The organism is Rhizobium sp. 01N424, assembly GCF_056399485.1.
Genome location: NZ_JBFTRK010000002.1, coordinates 311,293 through 329,924 on the forward strand (window position 1 = coordinate 311,293; position 18,632 = coordinate 329,924).

Here is an 18,632-nt window from a genome sequence, read left to right on the forward strand (position 1 = left end):
GAGAGCTGCGGCAAAAGGTTCCACTTTACCGCTAGGAGACGGCAGCAATGCCCTGCCTGCCGCGCCCCGCCCGCTCGCGTCCGCCTGCGGCACGCGCAGCGCAGAGCGCCCCTGCCCGGATTGCATCACCGGCATCGATCGCCTCGGTGATCGCCCGCAGCTCGGCAAGCCGCTCGCCGCGCTTTCCGCCAGTCTTGCTGGACAGCCGCCTCAGCATGATGACGCGTCCATTCAGCTGCCGGAAGAAGCCGGCTGCGACCTTGTTTCCGCATCCAGCCGCCAACAGCGAAAAGAACTCGTTCTCCTTCATCAGCGCATCGCGCTCGTCCGCGGCAGCTTCCAGAGCGGCGAGAATGGCGTGAAGTTCGAGGACCTGCGCCTTCGTGGCATTGCGGGTAAAGCCCTCGCCGATCAGCCGTTCCAGGGCCTCGCGCGTCTCTTCTATCTCCCACGCTTCCTGCATCTCGATCGCAATCACCGAGCGCCCGCGCCGCGCATTGATCAGCAACCCCTCGGCATCGAGATGCTGTAGCGCCTCGCGCAACACGGTGCGGCTGATGCCCATCTCTTCGCAGATCTGCCGCTCGATCAGTTTCTGACCGGGCTTCAACGTGCCGAAAAGGATCGAGTTGCGGAGCGCATCCGTCACCTGCTCGCGAAGCGAGATGCTTCGCGGCAGGCTGAGCCCGAGATTGCTCATGCCGGCACTCTCCCGCCTTGCGGCCCGGTTGCGGCCAGGTCGCCGAGGGCAGTGATGAAGCTCGCAAGGCTGGCCGAGCGCAGCGGCATGAACGGCTTGCCGCTGTCCCGGCAGTGCCGCTTGACGATCCCGGCGGCGGTATGGCTGACGCAATCGACCGGAAACAGCGTCACCGACGTCTGCGCGATCAGCCCGGGAAGCAGCGACGTGCTTTCCTCGACGCCGCCGTCGTGAAACAGCAGCTCGATGCCCGCCTGCCCGGCAAGCAGCCGCAGCCGCTCGAAAAGGTTCCGCCGCCCGCCGACATAGAGAAGCGTGGTGCCGGATTGCGCAGCAGCAGACGGCGCGTCTGCATCCCCGTCATCGAGCAGCGCTCGCTCAAGACCGGCATTTTCACGCAGCAGCGCCAGATTTTCTCGGACCAGCGCCGCCGCGCGTTTGCCGGCCGCCAGCGCCTGCGCTTCGCTCTCGTCAAGCCGCCGCTCTAATGCCTCGGCCCGCTCACGCGCCGCCTGAAGCTTCTCGATCAGCGCGGCATTGACACCATCACCATGCTCCGCCGCCACATTCACGGCCTTGGCGCGTAGCACGACCTCCTCAAACGCGTCGACCCGGCGCTGCAAGGCACTCCGTTCCTCAGAAGACCGGCGCAGCTGCGCTTCCTGCCGGGCAATCTTCTCGTCTCTCAAGGCAAGCTCGGTCTGCAGCGCGCGTAGCCGGGCGATATCCAGGCGGCTGGAACTGCCAACGAGATGCGAGAGCATATGCACCTCGCCGAAGACATCCTGCAGCAAGCCATGATCGGCCGCCGGATGGCTGATCACCGCCCAATAGGCGCCGGAAATTTCTCCCTCCTCCAGGCAGGTATTCCAGAGCGTTCGAAGCTCCGCTGCGGTGCCGAGCCGCGCGAAGCGCTTCAGAACAGCCTCATGGCGCCGGTCGAGCGCCTTGTTCAAAAGCTTGCCGGCCAGATCGCGCTGCCCGGCAGCGCGGACGCCGCGGCTGTGCAGCGCATGATCGCTCGCCGTCTTCGCATCGATATCACCGAGCTTGGCGATGACCTGCCGCAATTCGCCGGCCGTCAGGCACGTGCCGATGATTGAGCAATGGAAGGTGGGAGAAATCTCCCAGGTCTTCCGCCTCTGCATCTTTACGGAAACACCCACCAAGCGATCGCCTCCCGAAAGGAGAGTCAGTTCGCTGGAGAAGCTCTTCTGCGGTCGGTTGTAATCGGCCAGAGGCGGCATCGTGAACTCGAAGCGTTATATTCGAAGAAATATGACGCTATCACCAAGGGCATGGAACGGACAAGCGCTTCGGGCGGCTCCGTCACATCGCGAAGGCCGAAATTGTTCGTCCTCTCCACCATAAATTTCCGTAACAGCCTGTCCCGCAAGGTGACGGCGCCGCGCAGATGCGGCCGGAACCTCTGGCTGCATCCGCCGTTCCCTCTCCATCGCTAAACGGAGGTATTCGATAATGCGAAAGATGATTTGTGCTACGATGGCTGCAGTGGCAGCATTGAGTTTCAGCGTTCCTGCCATGGCCGAGACGGTCGTGGTCAAGAAGCGCGTCTATACCGAAGACCGCGGCGAAGTCCGCCCGGACATCAGGATCAGCGACCGCGGTGTCGCAATCGGCGCCTACCGCGAGCGGGATCGCGATCGCTGCGTCACCAAGAGCATCACCCGCGATGACGGCGAGCGCACCGTCACCAAGACGATCAGGCACTGCCGCTAAAAATCAGCAAGGAGGCCCGGCCGAAGCGGAGCCCGGGTCTCCAGACAACCAGAACATCTCCGCATCGCCCCACGGGAGGGAACCATGTCTGACCAGCTGCCGATGTTCATCCTGCAATCGATCGCAGTCTTCGGACTCGTGGGAGCCCTGTTCATCCGGGCGTGAAGCCCTGAATTCCGGCGGCTATCAGCATTCTTGATACCAGCATCAGAATCAATGAAGCAAAAGCGTACCGGAATAGACAAAAGTGTCCTTTGCAACCGTACCGCGGAGTACTAGATAACTCCCCGTCGCCTCTTCTTTTCCCCGAGGCGGCCTAGAACTCAGCCTCGCTCGTGCGAGGCTTTTTTCGTCTTGGGCAATAAAAAACCGCCCTTGCCGCGATCCGGGGAGACTTTGGCAAAGGGCGGTTCTGTGGCGCCGCATCGGGGAGACCGGCGCCTGCTACTGTTAGCGACGGATCAGCGGGCAACCGCGAACGTTCGCAAAGGTCATTCTATCAAGGCCACGGCGGTCACGGCCGGTAACGACGACGCGGCGCGGCGTAACGGCAGTGATACGCACATCGCGCAGGCCGCTCCAGCGCGCCTTGCGCACAGCTTCCATCGGCGAGCAACCGCGCATCGGCGGACGATACTGCACATCGACGACAGCGGCGCGGTCAGCACCGGCTGCGGAAGCCGCCGTGGTGCCGAACGGAATAGAAGCGATGGCAAGCAATGCTGCAAAGGAAGCCTTGGCAATAAAGGTGGTCATGGGGTTTTCCTCGTTTCATGTGGCGGTCGAAGCTCCCTTGCGGGGATGATTCGACAATAGAGAGCTAATTCTGAATGGTGTTCGAATTGCGCATTCAGTTTCGGTTCAGCTACTGAAATGAAACAGGATTTCGCGATGATGGGGCCGGTCGCGGTGTTCGAAAAGATAGATCCCCTGCCATGTCCCGAGCCCCAGCCGGCCGTTGATGACAGGGATGCCGATCGACACCTGCGTCAGTGCCGACTTGATATGGGCCGGCATGTCGTCAGGCCCTTCCATCGTGTGGACGACCCAGCGCATCGACGGATCCGATGTCGGCGGCACGAGGCGGGCGAAGAAGGCCTTCAGGTCGGTGCGCACGTCGGGATCGGCATTTTCCTGGATCAGCAGCGAGCAGGACGTATGCCGCACGAAGACGGTCAGCAGCCCCTCTTCCCCGTCCTGCGCCCGCACGAAGGCCTCGGCCTCACCGGTGAATTCATAGAGGCCCTGGCCGCGCGTTGCGACCGTGATCGACGTGACTGGCATGCTAAAGGCTCCGTTCTTGCGTCCGAATCACCTGTCGCGCCGCATGCCCGAAGTCAATGCCTGCGATGACCGCCTAGAGGCGCAGCAGCTCCTTGAAGCCGCCATAGATCATCCGCTTGCCGTCGAATGGCATCTGCCACTTGTCGCCTTCCAGCCTGGGATCGGCCATCACCTTCTTGTTGATCTCGTCGCGCACCTCGCGGGACGGATAGAGGATCCAGGAAAACACGGCGATCTCGTCGTCCTTGAGATGCACCGCCCGCGGGAAGGACGTCACCTCGCCATAGGGCACGTCGTCGCCGACGCATTCGACATATTCGAGGGCGCCGAATTCCTTCCAGATCGCTCCGGCATAGGCGGAGAACTCCTTGTAGGCCTCGAGCTTGTCCTTCGGCACGGGAACGATGAAACCATCCACATAAGCCATGTCTCTTCCTCCTTTTCGTCTGTCGATGGACATAGGACGAATGACGCCCCGTCAAACCGACAGACCGGAAAAAGAAAATCGCGGACCGGCTATCCCTGCAGCGTCTTCACCTTGGCAAGGTCAGGGAAGAGCCGCGTCCAGAGCAGCACGACCACGATGGTGCCGACGCCGCCGATGATCCCTGCGGCGACCGGCCCCATGAAGCCCGCCAGCATGCCGGATTCGAATTCGCCGAGCTGGTTCGAGGTGCCGATGAACAGCGAGTTGACGGCGTTGACGCGCCCGCGCATCTCGTCCGGCGTCAGCAGCTGCACCAGCGAACTGCGCACCACGACGCTGACCGTATCGGACGCGCCGACGACCAGCAGGGCCACCACCGACAGCGCGATATTGGTCGAAACCGCAAACACGATCGTCGCCAGCCCGAAGACGGCGACGGCAGCGAACATCTTCTTGCCGACATTGCTGCTCAGCGGACGCCGCGCCAGCACGATCGACATGGCAAGCGCGCCGATGGCAGGTGCTGCACGCAAGAGGCCAAGCCCCCAGGGACCGGCATGCAGGATATCGCGGGCAAACATCGGCAGCAGCGCCGTGGCGCCGCCGAGCAGAACCGCGAACAGGTCCAGCGAGATCGTCCCCAGCATCACCGGCCGGCTCTTGATGAAGGACACCCCGGCAAACACCGAGGTCAGCGTAACCGGCTCGCGCTTCGAGGGCGTCCAGCTCATGCGGATCGATATGACGTTGATGCTGGCGGCCGTGAACATCACCGCCGAAAGCGCAAACGGCGCCACCGGATGCGCGCCATAGAGCAGACCGCCGAGCGACGGGCCGATGATCAGCGCCGTCTGCATCATCGAGGTCGAGGTGGCCACCGCCCGCTGCAACATCGAAGATGGCACGATATTCGGCAGCAGCGCCGCCATCGTCGGCCGCTCGAAGGCGACCGTCGCGCCCATGATCGTCACCGCGACGAGAATGCCCGCCGGCGTCAGCCAGTCCTGCCATGTGGCGATCGCCAGGACCGCGGCGGTAACCGCCTCGATCAGCTGGCAGATGAGCCCGATCCGCCGCCGGTCGAACCGGTCTGCGACATGGCCGACGACGAAGGTCAGCACCACCATCGGCAGAAACTGGCAAAGCCCGACCAGCGCCAGCGCAAAGGCGCTATGCGTCTTGTCGTAGATCATCCAGCCCATCGCGATTGCGGCACACTGGAACGAAAGCGACGAGAAGACGCGCGAGGCGGCGAAATTGAGATAGCCGGGGTGCTTGAGAACGCTGTCCCGGGGAGCGTGAAATGTATCCATTTGGAAACTTCCGGCCGGCGGAACCCACGGGCCATTGATAGGAATTTTATAAGCCCCTGTTCTGCCTCTATGAACCCGATGTCAACTGCGGCGAAAGTGCACTACCGATTTGGGGATTCGGGACGATTGTTCCGATCGCGACAAAGCATTTAAGCAATCGTTGAAAGAAAGCGCCATTGCGCCATATTCTGACGCAATCGGAATGGCGCTTGCACGCCCTGTGCAGGCTCAATGTGCTTGCTGGCAGACGCGGTGCTGCCAGCGCCCGGGTTCACGTTGCACCGCGACCAGAGGGAACAAAAAAATGAAAGCACTTTTGGCTTCTACCGTCCTTGCTGCCGGCCTGTTGGCTATGGGCGGCGCAGCATCCGCTGCTGAATGCGGCAATGTCACGATCGCAAGCATGAACTGGCAGTCTGCCGAAGTTGCTGCAAATCTCGACAAGGTCATTCTCGAAACCGGTTACGGCTGCACCGCCGAAATCGTCACCGGCGATACCGTTCCGACACTGACCTCGATGGCTGAAAAGGGCGAGCCCGATATCGCGCCGGAAGCCTGGGTCAGCCTGCAGCCGGAACTCGTCAAGCGCGGCCTCGAAGGCGGCAAGGTCGTCGCCGCTGCCAAGATCTTGTCCGACGGCGCCATCCAGGGCTGGTGGATCCCCAAGTATGTCGCCGACGCCCACCCTGACATCAAGACCATTCCCGATCTCTTCAAGCACCCGGAACTGTTCCCGGCCCCTGAAGACAAGAGCAAGGGCGCCGTCTTCAACGGCCCGCAGGGCTGGGGGGGCACTGTCGTCACGACGCAGCTCTTCAAGGCGAACGGCGGCGACAAGGCAAACTTCACGCTCGTCGACACCGGCTCGGCCGCCGGCCTCGACGGCTCGATCGCCAAGGCCTACGAAGGCAAGCAGCCGTGGGTCGGCTATTACTGGGCGCCGACTTCGCTGCTCGGCAAGTATGAGATGGTGAAGCTCGGCTTCGGCGTCGATTATGACGCGGCTGAATGGAAGCGCTGCACCTCGATCGCCGACTGCGCCGATCCCAAGCCGAACGCTTGGCCGTCCGACGACGTTCAGACCCTCGTTAGCAAGAGCTTCGCCGACCGCGCCGGTCCTGCCATGGACTACCTCAACAAGCGCGCCTGGACCAACGACACGGTCAACAAGCTGATCGCCTGGATGAGCGACAACCAGGCAACCGGTGAAGACGGTGCGAAGCACTTCCTCAAGGAAAACGGCGATCTCTGGACCAAGTGGGTCTCCCCCGAAGTCGCAGAGAAGATCAAGGCTTCTCTCTGATCCCCGATATTTCGCAAGCGGGCGGCGTCTTGACACCAGGACGCCGCCCGCCCGATGTTTTCAAGCGACGCCCGTAACAAGAATGGGCCGCCGCTGCTTTTGCCATGGGGACCGACATGGATTGGCTTTGGAAATTTCCAACGATGAACGACGATATGCTGCGCGACCTGAAAAGGGCCGTGGATGAAGGCTTTCGCGGCTTCACCCGCGCCTATGGCGACAGCATCGAAGGGCTCTTCAGCCCGCTGCAAAGTTTCCTGATCTGGGCCGAAAGGCTTCTCACCGGCGCACCGTGGCCGGTCGTCATCCTGGCCGTTGCCGCCATTGCCTGGGTGGCCAGCCGCAGCTGGAAGATCGTCGCCGGCTGTGTGGTGACCCTGCTTCTGATCGGCTGGTTCGACATGTGGCAGGATACGATGAAGACGGTATCGATGATCTTTGTCTGTACGGTTCTGTCGATCGTCATCGGCATTCCGATCGGCATCGGCATGTCGCGCTCGAACCGCATGCAGAACATCGTCAATCCGGTGCTCGACGTCATGCAGACCATGCCGAGCTTCGTCTACCTGATCCCCGTCGTCATGCTGCTCGGCATCGGCCGCGTTCCCGGCGTCATCGCGGTCGTCATCTACGCCCTCCCCCCGATGATCCGCCTGACCAATCTCGGCATCCGCATGGTCGACAAGGATGTGCTCGAAGCCGCCGACGCTTTCGGCTCCTCCAGCTGGCAGAAGCTGCGCAACGTCCAGCTGCCCCTGGCGCTGCCGACCATCATGGCCGGCATCAACCAGACCATCATGATGGCGCTCGCCATGGTCGTCATCGCCTCGATGATCGGCGTCCAGGGCCTCGGCCAGCCAGTGCTGAAGGCGATCGCCAACCAGTATTTCACCCTCGGCGTCTTCAACGGTCTCGCCATCGTCGGCATCGCCATCATCTTCGACCGCATCAGCCAGGCCTATGGTCTGCGCCTGCAGAAGCACCGGGAAATCGTGCATGGCTAGTCAATCGATCGAAATCCGCAATCTCTACAAGATCTTCGGTCCCCGCGGCCGCGACTTCGTGGAAGCCGTCACCAAGGGGATGTCGAAAACCGAGCTCAACAAGGAGCACGGCCACGTTCTCGGTCTGAAGGACATCAACATCCATATCCCCGGCGGCAGCATCACCGTCATCATGGGGCTTTCAGGCTCCGGCAAATCGACGCTGATCCGCCACATCAACCGGCTGATCGACCCGACATCGGGCGAAGTGCTCTATGGTGGCACCGACGTCTGTCAAATGAACGAGGAAGAACTTCGCGAATTCCGCCGCCACAAGACGGCGATGGTCTTCCAGAAGTTCGGCCTTCTGCCGCACCGCACGGTCCTGCAGAACACCGTCTACGGCCTGGAAATCCAGGGCGTGGCGAAATCCGAGCGCGAGGCCCGTGCCGATATCTGGATCAAGYGGGTGGGTTTGGAAGGCTTTTCCAATCACTACCCGAACCAGCTTTCGGGCGGCATGCAGCAGCGCGTCGGCCTCGCCCGCGCATTGACCAACGACGCAGACATCCTGCTCATGGACGAAGCCTATTCGGCCCTCGATCCGCTGATCCGCGTCGACATGCAGACCGTGCTTCTCGAGCTGCAGCGGGAACTGAAGAAGACCGTCGTCTTCATCACCCACGATCTCGACGAGGCGCTGCGCCTCGGCGACAAGATCGCCATCCTGCGCGACGGCGAGGTCATCCAGCAGGGCACGGCGGCCGATATCGTCCTCAGCCCCGCCGACGACTACATCAAGGCATTCGTCAAGGAAGTGAACCGCGGCCGCGTGATCCGCGTCGACGCGCTGATGGAGCCGCTCAGCAACCCCGCAGGCGACTCGTCGGTCCGGATTCCCGGCAGCTACAATGTCGAAGAAGCCATGCGGATGATGACGGAGAACAACGTCATGCAGGCAACCGTCATCGGCGAGAGTGGCACACCTGCCGGCCGCGTCTCGCTGGAAGGCCTGGTGCGCTGTCTCGTCCGGACGAACTGAACGCGATGCGCGGCGAGAGGCCGCGCATCGTCACCCCGCGTCAGAACTGCCCGGCTTCGGGCACCTGCAGCTCCTCGATGGAATCGACGCGATCCGGATAGAAGGCCATATGGTCCTTGATCTCGCTGACCGCAGGGTTCGGCGTCGCATAGGTCCAGATGGCATTCTTCGAGCGATCGCCGCCCGGCACGATGCTGTAATAGGAAGCGTCACCCTTATACGGGCAATGGGTCGAATGATCGGTGCGCGCCAGCAGCGACATGTCGACATCCTTGCGCGGGATATACTGCACCGGCGGATAGGACGCCTCGCGCAGCGTCAGCGCATCATGCGTATCGGCGACCACCTTGCCGCCCAGTTTCACGACGATACGGGCCGGATTGTGCTCGACGCTGATCGGATGATCGGGTCCGGGAATCTTGACGGGCCTGCCTGACATGGGTGCCTCCAATGGATTGATCCATGGAGAGATAGGGAGGATTTGTAGGATGCCCAAGGGGCGGGAGTGCCGGACACGCCGATTGTGAGCGGAGAGCGCTCCCCAACCTCCCCCTCATTCCTGTGCTTGTCACAGGAATCTAGCCGGCCCAAGTCCTTGGGCCGAAAAGGCTCTTCCCACCGCGCAGACGCACGGTGACTGGATTCCTGTGACAAGCACAGGAATGAGGGCACCTAAGAGGCGCCCCCCGCAAAATCAAACTCCGTGGCGGTACCCCATCAACCCCAGCGATCCAACCCCAGCAACTTCCGCCCCAGCGGCGTCAGTTCCGCGGTCGTCGCATTGTTCTTCTCCCATTCGCGCGGGTCGCCCGGGAAGGCGTCGCGCTTCGGGCTGTCGAGCTCGCGCCACAGGCGGATGCGCTCGTCGCGTTCCTCGGCATTGTCGTATTCGGCCGGATGCATCGAGATATACTGCGCCATGCGGACGCGGTTGTCGGAATGGTTCGGGCGCACACCATGGGCCAACAGCGAATTGAAGATCATCAGGTCGCCGGGCTCCATCGAGATATTCTCGGTCGACAGACCGGTCATGTCAGGATGCATCGGATCGCGGTCTGCAGGCTGCGTCTTCACCCATTCCTCGTAATGCTCAAAGAGATAGGGAACGCACTGGAAGCCGCCGACATCGCCGTCCTGCTTCTTCAGGCTGAGAACCGCCTGGACGCCGATCGGCAGAGGGTCGATCGAGGTGTCGACGTCCCAGTGGATGAAGCCGTTCGGATTGCCCTTGACCTTCTTCGGCGGATTAAGATTGGCGCGGTCGATCGTCACCCACAGGTCTTCGCGGTCCCAGATGTCGACGAACACGTCATAGACGCGCTTTTCCATGCGGTTGTCCCACAGCGCCTGGTGATTATAGATCTCCAGCATGCCGGTATTGTTGAGTTCCTTCATCTTGTGCTCGCGGCGCTGCGGCGCGTACCAGGTCGAAGGATCGTTCGGGTCCTTCTCGTCAAAACGCCAGAGCACCTCCACAAGCCGCTCGACATTCTCCGCAGGCACCGCCTGACGGACAATGACGTAGCCCTTCTTCGTCCAGTGCTGCCAGTCGGCTTCCGAGAGCACGCGAAGCGGAAGCTTCTTCTTGATATCCTTGAGCTGCGTGGTGACCGAACCTGCGGTCGGATGCGCGTCGCGCTTCATGGCTGTCTGCTGCATGTCTCTCTCCCATTGCGGTAATCCCTGTCGGTTCAGGCGATGGAGAGAGTGTAGCTGCAGCGTGGCGGCAATGTTGCCTGCCTATGGCCTATTCTGATACTATTTTGGCGTCGTCAACGTGATCAGCGCCCGATGAGACCCTATCTCGAAGTCCTCCCCCGCCAATCCGATGTCAGCTGGCCGATGCTGAACAGGCGGCTCGACGACGCCATTCCCTTTGTCTGGCACCATCATCCGGAGTTCGAGCTGACGCTCACCCTCAATTCCGTCGGCCAGCGCTTCATCGGCGATCACACCGGCGAATATGAGGATGGCGACCTCGTGCTGGTCGGCCCCAACTTGCCCCACACCTGGGCGTCGCGGGAAAAGCTCAATCCCGCCGCGCCGCACCGCGCTCTGGTTCTCTGGTTTCACCCGGATTGGATGCGGCAGATGACGGCAGGCGCTGTCGAGCTTCGGCCGATCGAGCAGCTGATGGCCCGTGGACAGAACGGCCTACAGTTTTCCAAGGAGACCGGAATGGCCGTCCGTGCCCAGTTCGAAACCATCTTCGACCGGCCACCGTCCGAGCGCCTGCTCTCGCTGCTGTCGATCCTCACCCAGGTCGCCGCCGACCGCCAGGCTGTGCCCCTTGCCAGCACGCCCGGCCAGCAACCTGCCCTGCAGGAAAGCCGCGAGCGGATCGACCGGGTACTCACCCATCTTCATCTGAACTATGCGCGGCCGCTCGGGCTCGACGAGCTTGCCGATATTGCCGCCCTCAGCGTATCGGGCCTGCACCGGATGTTCCGCCGCCATACCGGCACGACGGTCAGCGACTATCTGATCCGCATGCGGATCGGTGATGCCTGCGCCCGCCTCTCCTCGACCAGCCAGCCGGTTGCCCATATTGCCGATGCCGTCGGCTATGCCTCACTCGCCAATTTCAATCGCCAGTTCCGCGCCGAAAAGGGCATGACGCCGCGCGATTACCGCGCCCATTTCCGCCGCGATGAAGGCTAGGCCGCCCCACGTCTGCGGCCAGCGAGGGCAAGCCCTGCGACCGCCGCCAGCACGGCACCGATGCCGATGACCTGGTTGAGGCTGACGGGTTCGCTGAGCAGCACAAAGGCGAAAATGACGGCCGAGACAGGTGCAACAGCCGTGAACAGCGACGCTTCCGAGCCGCTGACCCGTTCGGCCCCGGCATACCACAGCATGAACCCCGCCACCGTCGGCACCAGGGCGTAGTAGAGCACGGAAAGCAGCGCCGTTCCTGACTCCGCCGACATCACGTGGCTTTCGAACAGCGCCGGGATGGCAGCAGCCACAAGGCCGATCGCCGCCATCAGCGACGATTGCGCCAGCGGCGGAATGGCAGTCCTCAGCCGCTTGTTGAGCAGAATGAACAGCCCCTCGCAGAGAACCGCGCCGGCGATCATGACGTCACCGACAAGAGACCCATGACCGGCGCCGGGCGCAAAGACGATCGATAGCACACCGGCCGCCGCAAGGCCGATCGCCAGCAGCAGAAAGCGATCCGGCCGCTCGCCGAGCAGCAGGATGGAGATGGCAGCCGAGACGACCGGCAGTGTTCCGATGATGACCCCGGCATTGGCGGCCGAAGTGATAGACAGCCCCGAGATCAACAGTGTCGTATAGCCGACGCTGCCCGCTGCCGCCTGGATGACGAGGATACCCCAGTCGTGGCGCGCCAGCCGCGGAAAGCGTGTCCCGGTTGCCCGCATCAGAAGCAGGAAGAACGGCAGTGCCGCAGCAAAGCGCAGCGCCGTCGCCGTGAACGGCGGCAAGCCCGCCGCAATCAGTTTGCTGGCGATCACGGTGCTGCCGACCGTCGTCATCGCTAATGTCAGATAGAGATAGCCATGCTGCTGCCGTGTCATGTTCTGCTCCCTGGATCGAAGCCAGATGAACGGGAAAGCAGGTTCTGGTCTTGAAGGAAATTGCAGGCGCTCAGGAGGCGCCGCGGGCATAGATTCCGGGGGAAAGCCCGTAGCGCGCCGTAAAGGCCCGCGTCATATGGCTCTGATCGGCAAAGCCGCTGGCCGCCGCCACTTCGGCAAGCGGCATCTTGCGGCCGATCAGCCGTCTCGCCAGATGAACACGGCTCTGGATCAGATAGGCATGCGGCGTGAGACCGGTGGCGCGGCTGAAGGCCCGCACCAGCTGAAAGCGGCTGAGCCCGCTTTCCCGCGCCAATGCGGCAAGCGAGACCGGTGCTGCCGGATCGTCATCAATCAGCGACCGGGCCCGGCCGACCGAAGTTGGAACCGGCGCGGCATCCGTGATCTCGCGCCCCTCGCGAAGAATATCGGCCGTCAGCGTCACCAGAAGTTCGTCTGAGCGCAGCGGCTCCCCGCTGCCGGTGACGGCCGAAAACAGCGCCAGGAAGCGCTGGGCCATCCGGTTGTCGCGAAGCACGGGATGCGGAATTTCGCAGCGCCGCGATCCACCGTCGGCCGCTTCGATGGCGAGATCGCCGAAGACGCCGGGATCGAAATAGAGGATACGCCAAGCCCTGCCCTCGCCGAGCGGCATGCCGTCGTGCACTTCATTGGGATTGACGGTGATGATATCGCCCGCCTCGGCCTCGACCATGCCGCGGCCACTCAGCGATTTCTGGGCGCCGCGATGGATCAGCCCGATCCCGAACTGCTCATGCGTATGGCGCGCGAAACTCTGCCGGCTCACCGCCTCGACAGCGTCGATACCTGATACCGCCGAGCGGTACATTCTGAATCCGCCATCCATGCTGCACTCTCCGCAATAGCCGAGAGTGCCAGCCGCCGGATGGCGGCACAAGGCGTCAAGCGATCAATGGACCGTCTGCGGGCCAAATTCCTGGGAAAGGATCTGCAGCGCATCTTCAAGGGCTGCGACAAGGATGTCGGTCAGTTCGTCCGACTTGTTTTCGATAAAAGCCATAGCCACGGCTTCATCCTGGGATTCGAGGAAGTGCTCGACATCGTTCGACATATCATCGTCCTTTCATTCACCGGAACATCGGCGATGACGGGAGAATACGGGGGCTGTCTTGCGCAAAGCTGGCGCTACTCGGGAAAGCCGCGGCTGCGCCAGTTGCTGCGTGGCACCGCGTTGCCGACATCGAGCGCAAAGGACACGACCTCAGTCGCGTTGTCATTGACCTCGCAGCGGAAATGCACGTCATACCAAGTTTCAGCCGTGCGGAAGGCGCCGCGCTTCACCTCAAGAACCGTGCCCTTCGACAGCCTGTACATCGGCACGATCACTGGGCGATAGGCTGGCGATCCGTGAACCAGCTGCTCGCGCAGTTCGGTGCTGCAGAGCTGCGCAGCGCGGCGGCCGCGCGGAATACCGTTCATTGCTGTACTCGCCACCTGATCGCCGTCGTCATCCTGCGAAAACAGCGTCTTTGCCTCGGCAAGGCCGTCCTTCGGCGCATCCGGCTTCGCCGCATCAATGGGCTTTTCGACAGGCTTTGCCTGCTCGATGCTGGTCATCGCCGTGCCCGAAGCATCGATCTCAGGCGCGTTGTTCTCCGAATGCGCGTCGGCAATATCCACCTGCGGCAGATCGATGTCGTCAGGCACCGGCTTTGCAGGCGGCTCCTTGGCGCCATCGGGCTTGTCGCCGGCATCGGCCTTGGGTTTCGGCTCGCCCGCGGCATCCTCATGGGTTGGCGCGCTGGTGGCAGGCTTGGCTTCGCCCTCGGCGCTATTGCCGGTATCGGACTTCTTCGGGCCGCTATCCTTGTCGCCGAACTGGAAGACCGGGCGGAGCGCAGGCATGGGCGAACCCTCCCCCTGCTTGCCTTCAGCCTGCTTGTTCTCAGCGTCCTGCTCGGCTTTCGGCGGCTCGGCTTTGGGCTCCTCAGCCTTCTTCTCTTCCGGCGGAGGCGGCGGAGGAGGAGGTGGTGGCGGAGGGGGCTCCTGCTTCACCTGCTCTTCCGGCTTCTTCTCTTCCGGAGGCGGCGGTGGGGGCTCTTCCTTCTTGACCTGCTCCTCGGCCTTCTTTTCCTCAGGCGGAGGCGGCGGCGGCGGTTCCTGCTTCGCCTCCTCCTGCGGCTTCTTCTCTTCCGGTGGCGGCGGAGGTGGCGGCTCTTCCTTCTTCGCCTGCTCTTCCTGCTTTTTCTCCTCGGGCTTCGGCGCCTCGGGTTTCGGTTCTTCCTTCTTCTCTTCCGGCGGCGGCACCATTTCGACCTGCACGGCCTCTTCCTGCTGCGGCTCAGGCTGCGGCGTCGGAAGCTTCACCAGAAGCACCGCAGCGACCAGCACATGCAGCGCAACCGATGCCGCCACACCCCAACTGATCCCTGCCAAATGCTTCTTCGTGAGTTTCTGCATTGCACCTAAAACCGCTTGATGCCGATGTGGCGTCAAAAGCAGGCAGCATCAAGCCGCAAAACAGAAAGATGCATGATTTCCAGTCAATATAAGGCGTCAGTCGGCCGGGCCGTCGTCGGCCACGAGATTGTGATCCCGCCAGAGGTTGCGCGGAATGGGATCGCCGGCGGCAAAGGCAAACGAGCGCACCACGCCGGAAGCAATATCGACCTCGCAGTGGAAACGGATCGCGTACCACATCCTGCCGCTGCGAAACGCGCCGCCTTCGACATCGATGCTGCCGCCCCTGATCTTTTCCGGCGCCATGGCATAGGGCGCGATAGCATCGGGACTGACACCCGGCCGCGACCGGCGCAGCTGTTCCATCGCCTCGAGCCCGCAAAGCTGGAGATTGCGTTCGTCACCGGAAAGCTGGCGCAGCGCCGCCTTGGCTCTTCTGCTGCGGGGATCGCTGAGCGTCCGGCCGGAGAACAGCTGGCTCGCTTGCACCAGCGCATCGGCAGGCGGATCGATCTTGCTCACCGGCCGTAGCGGCTTGAAGACTGGGAGGGCGGGTGAAGGCTCTGCGGGGGCCGTACCCACTTCGGTTTGCTGCGGAGCAGGATCAGCGCGGTGTTCGGAAAGCACATCCGTCGGCGGCGCCGGGACGATATCGACACTGACGCTATCCTCGCCGGAGGCATTGAAAATCGCAGGCTTCGGCAGATAGATGAGAAGCAAGGCGATGAACAGCGCGTGCACCAGCAGGGAAGCCGGAGCGCCCCAGTTGAAACCCGCCTCTGGCTGTCGCCCGGCCCACGCCACCGGTCATCCCGCCGTTGTCTTTGGATGCGACGTGATCGTCATGCACTGCGGCCCGTTGTTTGCTGGAACTCCGGCCATCCTCTGCCGAATTGTGGCATGACGGCGGCAGGCAAACGCCTTAGTTGCACCCTGCCCAAAAGAAAAGCCCGGCACATGGCCGGGCTTTGTATGTCGTGACGCCGTCCGCTCAGCTGTCGAGGAACGAGCGCAGCTTCCGCGAGCGACTCGGGTGCTTGAGCTTGCGCAGAGCCTTCGCTTCGATCTGGCGGATACGTTCGCGGGTCACCGAGAACTGCTGGCCGACTTCTTCGAGCGTGTGGTCGGTATTCATGCCGATGCCGAAGCGCATGCGAAGAACACGTTCTTCGCGCGGCGTCAGCGAGGCCAGAACCCGGGTCGTCGTCTCGCGCAGGTTCGCCTGGATGGCGGCATCGATCGGCAGAAGCGCGTTCTTGTCCTCGATGAAATCGCCGAGGTGTGAATCTTCTTCGTCACCGACAGGGGTTTCGAGCGAGATCGGTTCCTTGGCGATCTTCAGGACCTTGCGGACCTTTTCGAGCGGCATGGCAAGCTTTTCGGCCAGTTCTTCCGGCGTCGGCTCGCGGCCGATTTCGTGCAGCATCTGGCGCGAGGTACGAACGATCTTGTTGATCGTTTCGATCATGTGCACCGGAATACGGATCGTGCGGGCCTGGTCGGCGATCGAGCGGGTGATCGCCTGACGAATCCACCACGTCGCATAGGTCGAGAACTTGTAACCGCGGCGGTATTCGAACTTGTCGACCGCCTTCATCAGGCCGATATTGCCTTCCTGAATGAGGTCGAGGAACTGCAGGCCGCGGTTCGTGTACTTTTTGGCGATGGAGATGACGAGGCGAAGGTTCGCTTCAACCATTTCCTTCTTGGCGATGCGCGCTTCGCGCTCGCCCTTCTGCACCATGTGCACGATGCGCCGGAATTCCGAGATCGAGATACCGGTTTCGGTCGCCAGATTCTGGATTTCCTGGCGGATGTCGCGGATCGTCGTGTTTTCGCCCTTGGCGAATTCCTTCCAGCCGCGGGCGGCTAGATTGGCGATCGACTTCATCCAGTTCGGATCGAGCTCGGCGCCCTGGTACTGTTCCAGGAACGAGTCGCGCTTGACGCCGTAGGATTCGGCCAGACGCAGCAGGCGGCCTTCGTTCTGAACGAGACGCTTGTTGATGTCGTAGAGCTGCTCGACCAGAGCCTCGATGCGGTTCTGGTTCAAGGACAGCGACTTGACGGCCTTGATCAACTCGTCCTTGAGCTCCTTGTAGCGGCGCTCCTGGGCCGACGACAGGGTACCCGTCGCGGCAAGGCGCTGCTCGACCTGCTGGTCCTGCAGCTTGCGCAGCTTCTTGTAGGTCTCGGCGATCAGGTCGAGAGTTTCCATGACCTGCGGGCGCAGCTCGGCTTCCATCGCGGCCAGCGAAAGGTTGGACTCGTCTTCGTCCTCTTCCTCTTCCTCGATCGGCATGCCTTCGCCGCCGACATCGGTGATGTCGTCGTCGCCGGTACGGGCGCGGCGGGTCTTTTCCTTCTCTTCGGCAGCCTTGCGGTCCGCCTCGATCTTTTCAGGGCTCTGGAACTGCGGCGCAGCCTTGGCTTCCGGACCCGAATAGGTCGTTTCGAGATCGATGATCTCGCGCAGCAGCGTCGTGCCTTCGTTCAGTTCGTCGCGCCAGATGATGATGGCCTGGAAGGTCAGCGGGCTCTCGCAGAGACCGGCGATCATCGTTTCGCGGCCGGCCTCGATGCGCTTGGCGATGGCGATTTCGCCTTCGCGCGATAGAAGCTCGACGGAACCCATTTCGCGCAGATACATGCGCACCGGATCGTCGGTACGATCGGTCGGTTCCTTCTTCTTCGCCGTCGCAAGCGCGGTGCCGCTCGAAGGCGCGAGTTCGCCGCCTTCGTTGTCGTCATCGCTGCCGCTATCGTCGTCGTCGCTGTTGCCGCCGCCCTGGGCTTCTTCAGCTTCTTCGTCTTCGATCACGTTGATGCCCATATCGGAGAGCATCGACATCGTGTCTTCGATCTGTTCGGACGTCACTTCTTCGGACGGGAGAACGGCGTTCAGCTCGTCCATCGTCACATAGCCGCGCTTTTTCGCGGCCTTGATCATCTTCTTGACCGCGTCATCGGAAAGATCGAGAAGAGGGCCGTCGGTTGCGCCGTCGCGTTCGACTTCCGCTTCTTCGTTCTCTTTGACCTTCGTTGCCATTTATGTCGTCGCCTTCCTGACGCTATTCAAACTCGCTGGTGATGGCCGCTACGAGACTGCGTGCCACCGCCGGTCTCGAATCACCAATTACCCACCTAACGGGATGACCTTTAAAGCCTGATTAACCACGATTGCCGGCGCCGGATGACAGAGCTTCAATGCTTCTAAATTTCCGGCCATGGTTTGTGCGATCCGCCTTGACCCAAGTTCACCGCTTTAAGTCGAACGGTGATTCCCACAATTTTTCATCTCGTCAAGCTTTTCCACAAAAAAAGCTGACGAAAACACGGAAAATGCCTTATCCACAGGCTGACGAACCGCTTAAGCGATTGCCAGCCTTAGATAGGATGTCACCAGTGAAAGACAAGGGCGTAAAGCTCTCGTCCCCTCTTATCCGAGTCAATGGCGGTTTTATAGTGGCATTTGCGGCCCTATGTCTTGGCGCCGCAGTATAGGCCGCTACCGCGACGCGCCATCAAAGGGATTGATCTTCAATGCCCCGATATCGACCGCCGGAATGCAGCGCAGGTTGATCGCCGCCATTGCCGTTCCATCCGGTGCCGTCGCCTCGCTATACGGCGCAATACCGCAATCGGCACAGAAATTGTGCCGGATTGCGTGGCTCTTGAACGTATAGGTCGACACCTTCTCGCGCGGCGTCTTCAGCTCGAACTGGGTCATCGGCACGAAACCGAGCAAGCCGCCGCGCTTGCGGCAAAAGCTGCAATTGCAATCCAGTGCCTCGGCGAATTCTCCCTCGACCTCGAAGGCGACGTTGCCGCAGTGACAGCTTCCCTCGTATTTCAT

20 protein-coding genes are annotated in these 18,632 nt (G+C 62.1%); 5 read left to right on the forward strand and 15 right to left on the reverse strand.

All coding sequences use genetic code 11. The features are described from left to right. Window positions 1-31: 31 nt before the first annotated feature. Both AC1DNK_RS07240 and AC1DNK_RS07245 read right to left on the reverse strand, forming a co-directional pair. The gene (locus AC1DNK_RS07240; RefSeq protein WP_477940213.1) at window positions 32-700 is read right to left on the reverse strand and encodes a GntR family transcriptional regulator; all 669 of its coding nucleotides are present in this window, start codon (window positions 698-700) and stop codon (window positions 32-34) included. Next, the gene (locus AC1DNK_RS07245) at window positions 697-1,866 is read right to left on the reverse strand and encodes a DUF2325 domain-containing protein (RefSeq protein WP_477940214.1); all 1,170 of its coding nucleotides are present in this window, start codon (window positions 1,864-1,866) and stop codon (window positions 697-699) included. Before AC1DNK_RS07245 ends, AC1DNK_RS07240 begins: the two co-directional genes overlap by 4 nt. A gap of 313 nt (window positions 1,867-2,179) precedes the next feature. Between AC1DNK_RS07245 and AC1DNK_RS07250 the strand changes: the two genes are divergently transcribed. Then, a complete protein-coding gene (locus tag AC1DNK_RS07250) occupies window positions 2,180-2,440 on the forward strand; it encodes a hypothetical protein (RefSeq protein ID WP_112386909.1) in 261 nt (86 codons plus the stop codon). 450 nt (window positions 2,441-2,890) lie between these two features. On the opposite strand, the gene AC1DNK_RS07255 is transcribed toward AC1DNK_RS07250, so the two are convergent. From AC1DNK_RS07255 to AC1DNK_RS07270, 4 genes are all read right to left on the reverse strand, one after another. Beyond that, entirely contained in the window at window positions 2,891-3,196 is a 306-nt protein-coding gene (locus AC1DNK_RS07255; protein WP_112386907.1) for a hypothetical protein, read from the reverse strand. A 105-nt stretch (window positions 3,197-3,301) separates the two neighbouring features. After that, window positions 3,302-3,724 (reverse strand): secondary thiamine-phosphate synthase enzyme YjbQ, encoded by a 423-nt coding sequence (locus AC1DNK_RS07260; RefSeq protein WP_477940215.1) that lies wholly within the window; start codon window positions 3,722-3,724, stop codon window positions 3,302-3,304. Window positions 3,725-3,797: 73 nt separating this feature from the next. Next, window positions 3,798-4,151: a DUF1428 domain-containing protein gene (locus tag AC1DNK_RS07265; protein WP_477940216.1), complete on the reverse strand. Its 354-nt coding sequence runs from the start codon at window positions 4,149-4,151 to the stop codon at window positions 3,798-3,800. An 89-nt stretch (window positions 4,152-4,240) separates the two neighbouring features. After that, window positions 4,241-5,464 (reverse strand): MFS transporter, encoded by a 1,224-nt coding sequence (locus AC1DNK_RS07270; RefSeq protein WP_477940218.1) that lies wholly within the window; start codon window positions 5,462-5,464, stop codon window positions 4,241-4,243. A gap of 304 nt (window positions 5,465-5,768) precedes the next feature. On the opposite strand from AC1DNK_RS07270, the gene AC1DNK_RS07275 reads away from it, so the two are divergent. The 3 genes from AC1DNK_RS07275 (at window position 5,769) to AC1DNK_RS07285 (ending at window position 8,792) form a co-directional block, all read left to right on the forward strand. Beyond that, a complete protein-coding gene (locus AC1DNK_RS07275) occupies window positions 5,769-6,767 on the forward strand; it encodes an ABC transporter substrate-binding protein (protein ID WP_112386903.1) in 999 nt (332 codons plus the stop codon). A gap of 116 nt (window positions 6,768-6,883) precedes the next feature. Continuing rightward, window positions 6,884-7,771, forward strand: coding sequence for an ABC transporter permease (locus AC1DNK_RS07280; protein WP_112387442.1), 888 nt, complete (start codon window positions 6,884-6,886; stop codon window positions 7,769-7,771). Continuing rightward, on the forward strand, window positions 7,764-8,792 hold the full coding sequence (locus tag AC1DNK_RS07285; protein ID WP_477940219.1) for a quaternary amine ABC transporter ATP-binding protein: 1,029 nt from the start codon (window positions 7,764-7,766) through the stop codon (window positions 8,790-8,792). Before AC1DNK_RS07280 ends, AC1DNK_RS07285 begins: the two co-directional genes overlap by 8 nt. Window positions 8,793-8,832: 40 nt before the next feature. On the opposite strand, the gene AC1DNK_RS07290 is transcribed toward AC1DNK_RS07285, so the two are convergent. Then, entirely contained in the window at window positions 8,833-9,231 is a 399-nt protein-coding gene (locus tag AC1DNK_RS07290; protein ID WP_477940220.1) for a DUF427 domain-containing protein, read from the reverse strand. Between the two features lie 278 nt (window positions 9,232-9,509). Further along, window positions 9,510-10,451, reverse strand: a complete 942-nt coding sequence (locus AC1DNK_RS07295; RefSeq protein ID WP_112537808.1) for a phytanoyl-CoA dioxygenase family protein — start codon at window positions 10,449-10,451, stop codon at window positions 9,510-9,512. A 132-nt stretch (window positions 10,452-10,583) separates the two neighbouring features. On the opposite strand from AC1DNK_RS07295, the gene AC1DNK_RS07300 reads away from it, so the two are divergent. Then, window positions 10,584-11,453, forward strand: coding sequence for a helix-turn-helix domain-containing protein (locus AC1DNK_RS07300; RefSeq protein WP_477940221.1), 870 nt, complete (start codon window positions 10,584-10,586; stop codon window positions 11,451-11,453). Here AC1DNK_RS07300 and AC1DNK_RS07305 read toward each other — a convergent pair. The 7 genes from AC1DNK_RS07305 to AC1DNK_RS07335 all read right to left on the reverse strand — a co-directional run bounded on the left by AC1DNK_RS07305 (window position 11,450) and on the right by AC1DNK_RS07335 (window position 18,632). Further along, a complete protein-coding gene (locus AC1DNK_RS07305; RefSeq protein WP_477940222.1) occupies window positions 11,450-12,334 on the reverse strand; it encodes a DMT family transporter in 885 nt (294 codons plus the stop codon). The two genes, AC1DNK_RS07300 and AC1DNK_RS07305, sit on opposite strands and share 4 nt — an antisense overlap. 70 nt (window positions 12,335-12,404) lie before the next feature. Next, complete coding sequence (locus AC1DNK_RS07310; protein ID WP_477940224.1) at window positions 12,405-13,202, reverse strand: helix-turn-helix domain-containing protein; 798 nt, start codon at window positions 13,200-13,202, stop codon at window positions 12,405-12,407. Between the two features lie 63 nt (window positions 13,203-13,265). Further along, entirely contained in the window at window positions 13,266-13,427 is a 162-nt protein-coding gene (locus AC1DNK_RS07315) for a hypothetical protein (RefSeq protein ID WP_477940225.1), read from the reverse strand. Between the two features lie 74 nt (window positions 13,428-13,501). Beyond that, a complete protein-coding gene (locus AC1DNK_RS07320; RefSeq protein ID WP_477940227.1) occupies window positions 13,502-14,776 on the reverse strand; it encodes a DUF930 domain-containing protein in 1,275 nt (424 codons plus the stop codon). Between the two features lie 96 nt (window positions 14,777-14,872). Continuing rightward, window positions 14,873-15,580, reverse strand: coding sequence for a DUF930 domain-containing protein (locus tag AC1DNK_RS07325; RefSeq protein WP_477940228.1), 708 nt, complete (start codon window positions 15,578-15,580; stop codon window positions 14,873-14,875). Between the two features lie 187 nt (window positions 15,581-15,767). After that, on the reverse strand, window positions 15,768-17,825 hold the full coding sequence (gene rpoD, locus AC1DNK_RS07330) for an RNA polymerase sigma factor RpoD (protein ID WP_112386334.1): 2,058 nt from the start codon (window positions 17,823-17,825) through the stop codon (window positions 15,768-15,770). Window positions 17,826-18,284: 459 nt separating this feature from the next. Next, a complete protein-coding gene (locus tag AC1DNK_RS07335; RefSeq protein WP_112537815.1) occupies window positions 18,285-18,632 on the reverse strand; it encodes a GFA family protein in 348 nt (115 codons plus the stop codon).